This window comes from Devosia sp. (assembly GCF_028290645.1).
GTDB lineage: Bacteria > Pseudomonadota > Alphaproteobacteria > Rhizobiales > Devosiaceae > Devosia_A.
Genome location: NZ_JAQGJL010000201.1, coordinates 1 through 5,230, shown reverse-complemented (window position 1 = coordinate 5,230; position 5,230 = coordinate 1). Strand labels below are relative to the sequence as shown.

Annotated in this window: 4 protein-coding genes; 3 read left to right on the top strand and 1 reads right to left on the bottom strand. The window is 63.9% G+C overall.

Translation table 11 applies throughout. From position 1 onward, the window contains the following. The 3 genes from JWQ89_RS11445 to JWQ89_RS11435 form a co-directional block, all read left to right on the top strand. On the top strand, positions 1-407 hold a 407-nt coding region (locus JWQ89_RS11445; protein WP_299641098.1), incomplete at its 5' end, for a DUF2889 domain-containing protein. 13 nt (positions 408-420) lie between these two features. Next, on the top strand, positions 421-1,248 hold the full coding sequence (locus JWQ89_RS11440) for an SDR family oxidoreductase (RefSeq protein WP_299641096.1): 828 nt from the start codon (positions 421-423) through the stop codon (positions 1,246-1,248). A 378-nt stretch (positions 1,249-1,626) separates the two neighbouring features. Further along, positions 1,627-3,945 (top strand): TonB-dependent receptor, encoded by a 2,319-nt coding sequence (locus JWQ89_RS11435; protein ID WP_299641094.1) that lies wholly within the window; start codon positions 1,627-1,629, stop codon positions 3,943-3,945. A gap of 404 nt (positions 3,946-4,349) precedes the next feature. Here the strand turns inward: JWQ89_RS11435 and JWQ89_RS11430 are convergent. Beyond that, positions 4,350-5,230, bottom strand: an 881-nt coding sequence (locus tag JWQ89_RS11430) for an amidohydrolase family protein (protein ID WP_299641092.1), incomplete at its 5' end; no start/stop codon positions are given.

Here is a 5,230-nt window from a genome sequence, read left to right as displayed (position 1 = left end):
CGCCGCAATCCGGCGTCGCGATGCGCCGGGCCCGGCGCATCGACGTCTGGTGTGAAGAGGGCCTGATCAGGATCGACGCAGCGTTCCAGGACAGCGCCGTAACGCCCGATGGCGGCCGCGCGGCCGTCCACGAATACCTGCTGACGGCGACCGTCGACCCCGGCTCACTGCGCCTGCTCTCGATCGAGGCCCAGCCACGCGTCCTGCCTTACGCCGAATGCCCGGCCGCGGCGGCCAATGTCTCGCTGATGATCGGGCTGCCTCTTCCCGCGTTCCGCACCAGTGTCCTCGAGACATTGCCCGGCGCGCTGGGCTGCACGCACCTGAATGACGCCGTGCGTGCGCTCGCCGAGGCGCCGGTCCTCGCTGAACGGCTCGCGGCGGCCGCCCATACCGATGACCTTTGAAGGAATATAGGCCATGTCTCTCTTCGATCTGACCGGCAAGATCGCCGTCGTCACCGGCGCCACCAAGGGCATCGGTCTCGGCATCGCCCAGGAACTCGTCAAGGTGGGCGCAAAGGTGATCGTCTCCAGCCGATCGCAGGAAGATTGCGATCGGCTGGCAATGGAATTCGGCCCAGGCGTCGCCAAGGGCATCGCCCTGGACCTCGAGAACCTGGACGCAATCGAGCCTTTCGCCGCCGCGGCGGTGGCGGCGTTCGGCGGTGTCGACATCTTGGTCTGCAACGCTGCGGTGCTGGCCTTCGTCGGTCCGGCGTCCAAGACGCCGCCGCAGCTCTTCGACCGTCTCCTGAAGACCAACGTGCATCATAATTTCCGGCTCTGCGAGGCCTTGCGACCAGCGATCGCAGCGCGCGGCGGGGGCAGCATCACCCTGATCGGTTCAGGCTCCGGCCATCATGCTTCGCCCTTCATGCTCGCCTATGGGGTTTCCAAGGCCGGGCTGTCGCATCTGGCGCTGTCGCTGGCCGACGAGATGGTCGCCGAGGGCATCCGCGTGAACTGCGTGGCGGCAGGCGTAATCAGAAGCAAGGCCTCTGAGCGTATGTGGCGGGACGACGAACTGCTTAGAATGACTAGCGCCAGCATCCCGCTGCAGCGGATCGGCGAACCAGAGGACATTGCAGGGACGGTGATCTTCCTGGCGTCCCAGGCCGGATCCTACATCACCGGCGAGACGATCATGGTCGATGGAGGAAAGACGGCGCTGTCGCCGCCCGCGTCGAGTTCGGGCGCGGACCCAACCATGGCTGCTGTGCAGGCCTCGCTCAAGAAGGCCAAGTGACGTCTCCACGCCGCTATGGCGAGCCCGCCAGGTCTCGGTGGTCTCGCCGCGGTCGTGCTGAACTCAGCATGATCGAAAAATTGGTGAGAAAGGTTTCGTCAGATGCCAGGGTGTTTCGCCCCCCGAAATGCGGCGGCTATTTGTGCGCTGCACAAGTGGATCATCGAACCAACTGGCGCGGCCGAGATTAGATTGCTCGGCGGTTACAGGCCCCCGAGACGCCAGCCTGCCAATTAATATTAAAGTACTCACTATTTTTCCTGATTTGTGTCCGTAGGCTCTGCAAGAAGAGTTGGGCGTATTGTCTCGACCGAAGCGTATAGTGCTTCCGTCGGGGATACTGCGCATTCCAATAGAATATAATATTGGGGAGGCCATATGAAGCTCATTTACCTTGCGGGTGTGAGTCTGCTTGCGCTCAGCGGTCCTTGCTTGGCGCAAACTGGTTCGCCGGAGCCGCGCATCAGCGACATTGAAGAGGTCGTCGTCACGGCCCGCCGGCGTGAGGAAAGCGCCCAGACGGTGCCGATCTCCGTCACCGCGCTTAGCGCCACGGCGCTGGCCGAACGTCAGGTCCACTCGCTTGGCGACCTTACCAACGCCGTGCCCGGCCTTCGCTTCACGCACCAGGGCGGGGGCGGAAACATGAATGTGGTCCTGCGCGGCTTGGCGCGGATTCCGCTGGGCGACAGCCCCAACGCGGTGGTTAACTATTTCGCTGACGTTCCGCTCAACTTCAACGGCTCCAACGTTCCGATCTTCGATCTGGCCAGCATCCAGGTCCTTAAGGGGCCGCAAGGCACCCTGTTCGGCCGGAACACCATCGGCGGCGCGATCATCTTCACACCGACGGCGCCCAGTTCCGAATGGGGAGGCTACCTCACCGGCTCAGCCGGAAACTTCGATTATCGTGACGTCGAGGGCGCCATCAACATCCCGGTGTTTGAGGACAAGATCGCGATCCGCCTGGCCGGGAAGAGCACCAGACGAGACGGCTACACCAAGAACATCACTGGCCGCGGAGACCTGGACGACATCCACCGCGACAGCGTGCGGGCGAGCCTGTTGCTCACCCCGACCGCCAACATCCGCAACCTGACCGTCTTCGACCGCTTCACGGCAAAGGAGAATGGGGTCGCCGGCATACTCTGGAACCAAACGCCGGGCGGCTTGGCCCGGACGCCTGCGCTCGCCCGCTTTTTTGACTGCCACACCGTCAACAGCTCCAACCCTGTGGCCTGCGTCGGCTTCCAGCCTGACGCCGATATTGACGACGCCTTCGCGCGCCAGCAGGCGTGGGGTCCGCGAACGACCGCCACCAGCATCGAACCCCGCCTGGACCGAAAGATCTGGGGCGTCTCCAACAAGACCGAGGTTGATTTCGGCGCCGTGCAGGCGCGCAGCATTTTCGGCTATCGCAAGACCTTTGTTTCCAGCGATTTTGACTCAGATGGCGTCAATTTCACACCGCCCCTGATCGACCCGTCGTCGCGGGTGGATCTCAAGTCGATCTCGGAAGAGGTGCATCTGCTCGGCACCGCCTTTGACAGCAAACTCGATTGGATCGTCGGCGGCATCTACATCAAAGAAGACCCGGACGGTCCGAACGGCGGGCGTTTCCGGATCGCTTCTTCGGCGGTGCCCTGGATCACCTCATTTAGCGTGCGGGAGAATAAGGCGCTGTTTGGGCAGATCGGCCTGAGCCTCGGCGACTGGGTCGACGGCTTGAAGTTAAACGCAGGCTATCGCTACAGCTGGGACGAGGCCAATGCATGCACGGTTGCGGTTTCGGGCCTGACGTTCAATCCGGCGGTCGACCAGGACTCTTGCCCGACGACGGCGGGCCGGTCGTTCATCAGCTACAAGGGCAAGGCGCCGACCTGGACGCTCGGCCTGGACTGGCAGGTGCGCCCCGACCTGTTTGTCTATGCGACGACGCGCCGGGGTTATCGCGAAGGCAACATCAACTCCCCAGCCTTCCTTTCGCCGGCGACCGCGATCCTGCTGCCGTACCAGACCTTCCGCCCCGAACTCGTCACCGACGTCGAGGTGGGTGTGAAGCATGACTGGCGGATCGGCGATGTGACCGGCCGCGTGAACGTCTCCGCATACCGCAGCAAGTACGAGAACGTCGTCTCGTCGTTCATGGTCGGCGCCATTGTTCCATCGACGGATCCGTCGGTGCCGCTGAACAACGCCGTCGGAATCAATTCAGGCCAACGCACCCTCTCAGGCTTCGAGTGGGAATTGATCGTCCGGCCGGTGGAGAGCCTGACCCTGACCAGCAACGGGGCCTATACGCACCAGCGCGTCGACAGCCTCACGCTGCCGCCGGTCCCCGGCATCAACGTCCCGGCGTTCGGCAACAACTCGCCCAAATGGTCGACGACGGCGTCGGCCCGCTGGGTGCTGCCAGTGGCGCCGCTGGACGGCGAAGTGATCGTGCGTGGGGACTATTCCTGGCAGGGCGATTTCTACGTCGGCAACGCGGTTGTACCAGCCTACGACGTGGCCAACGCTCGGATTGAGTGGAACGATATCGCCGGCAAGGGCGTGTCGGCCGCCGCATTCATCCGCAACATCATGAACGATGCGGACGTCATCGCCGGTGGGGTTACGACCCTGACGATCGGCATCCAGACGGCGGCTTACAGCGAGCCACGCATGTATGGCCTCGAGCTGTCATATCGCTGGTGACGACCCACAACGGCCCTCATGGTTGTGACCACCCGCGGCGCCTGATCCGGCGCCGCGGGTGGCAAACTGCAGCGTCGTTGGCTTTTCTCATCCCGGCGGGTTAGCGCGCGCAGCCCCAGGGGCCGACGCGGTGGTTTGTCCACGTCGTCCGGCGGGACGGTAGATCGCCAGCGCCGGTATCGTCATCCCATTCCCATCGGCTTAGTTGGGCGATGACGGCCGGAATATCTCAGCCGTCGAAATGGCTTCAGGCAAGGTACAGAGCGCTGGCTTGAGGGGAGGGCTGCTTGTCCGCGGCGCGAACCGACCTCTGTCGCGCAGCGCAGGTTTGGTCGTCAGCGCCGCGCTGATCGAGGCGTGCGGTGGCGTCCACGACAACTCGGCAGCGCCGAACGGGCGCGCCTTTAGGCTATCATCTCCGCAGGGCGTGTTGCGCCTCGGATCAGCCGACCGGGCAGGGCGCCGGTGGCGACGCCTTCACGATAGGTTATCTCGCCACTGACGATGGTCAGCATATAGCCGTCGGCCTTCTGGGACAGACGCTTGCCGTCGGACGGCAGGTCGCGGGCGACCGTAGGCTGGTGCAGGCGCAAACGATCATAGTCGATGACATTCAGATCGGCCTTGAGCCCGGTCCGGATCAAACCGCGGTCGAGAAACCCGACGGTCTCCGCAGGGTCGCGCGTCAGCGCCTTGATCGCCTGCGGCAGCGGCAATGCCTCTTCAGCCGGTGCATCGCGCACGAGCCGGGTCAGGAGATAGGTGGGATAGGAGGCGTCGCACAGCATGCCGTAGTGCGCGCCGCCGTCCCCGAGCGCCAGGGTGACGCCTGGCTGGTCGAACATCATGCGTGCGTCCTGGGACATGTCCCCTAGCGGGCAATAGAGGATCGCGCGGCCGTCCTGCTTCAGCAGCTCGTCATAGATCAGGTCCCGGGTCGAGACGCCCATGACCGCGGCGCGCATAGCGAGGTTCTCCTCCGGCGCCGGACGGTAGTTCGGCGGGTCGCCCAGGGGGAACAACATCTGGGTCCTTTTCACCATCGAAACCACAAACGGATTTGAATCCTCCGGCTCCTCGACGAGGAGGCGAGCGCGCAGTTCCCGGTCACGCAACGCCATGACCTTCTCGGCCAGGGGCAGGTCAGCGAGCGGTCGGTAACTCGGGTTCAGCGAGAAGGGATGGTAGGAAAGATCGAGCCCGAACAGGATCCCTATGGTCCGTGCAAAGAACTGCCCCCTGATGGGAAGGCCGCCTTCCTGAGCCGCGCGTATGCGATCGAGGT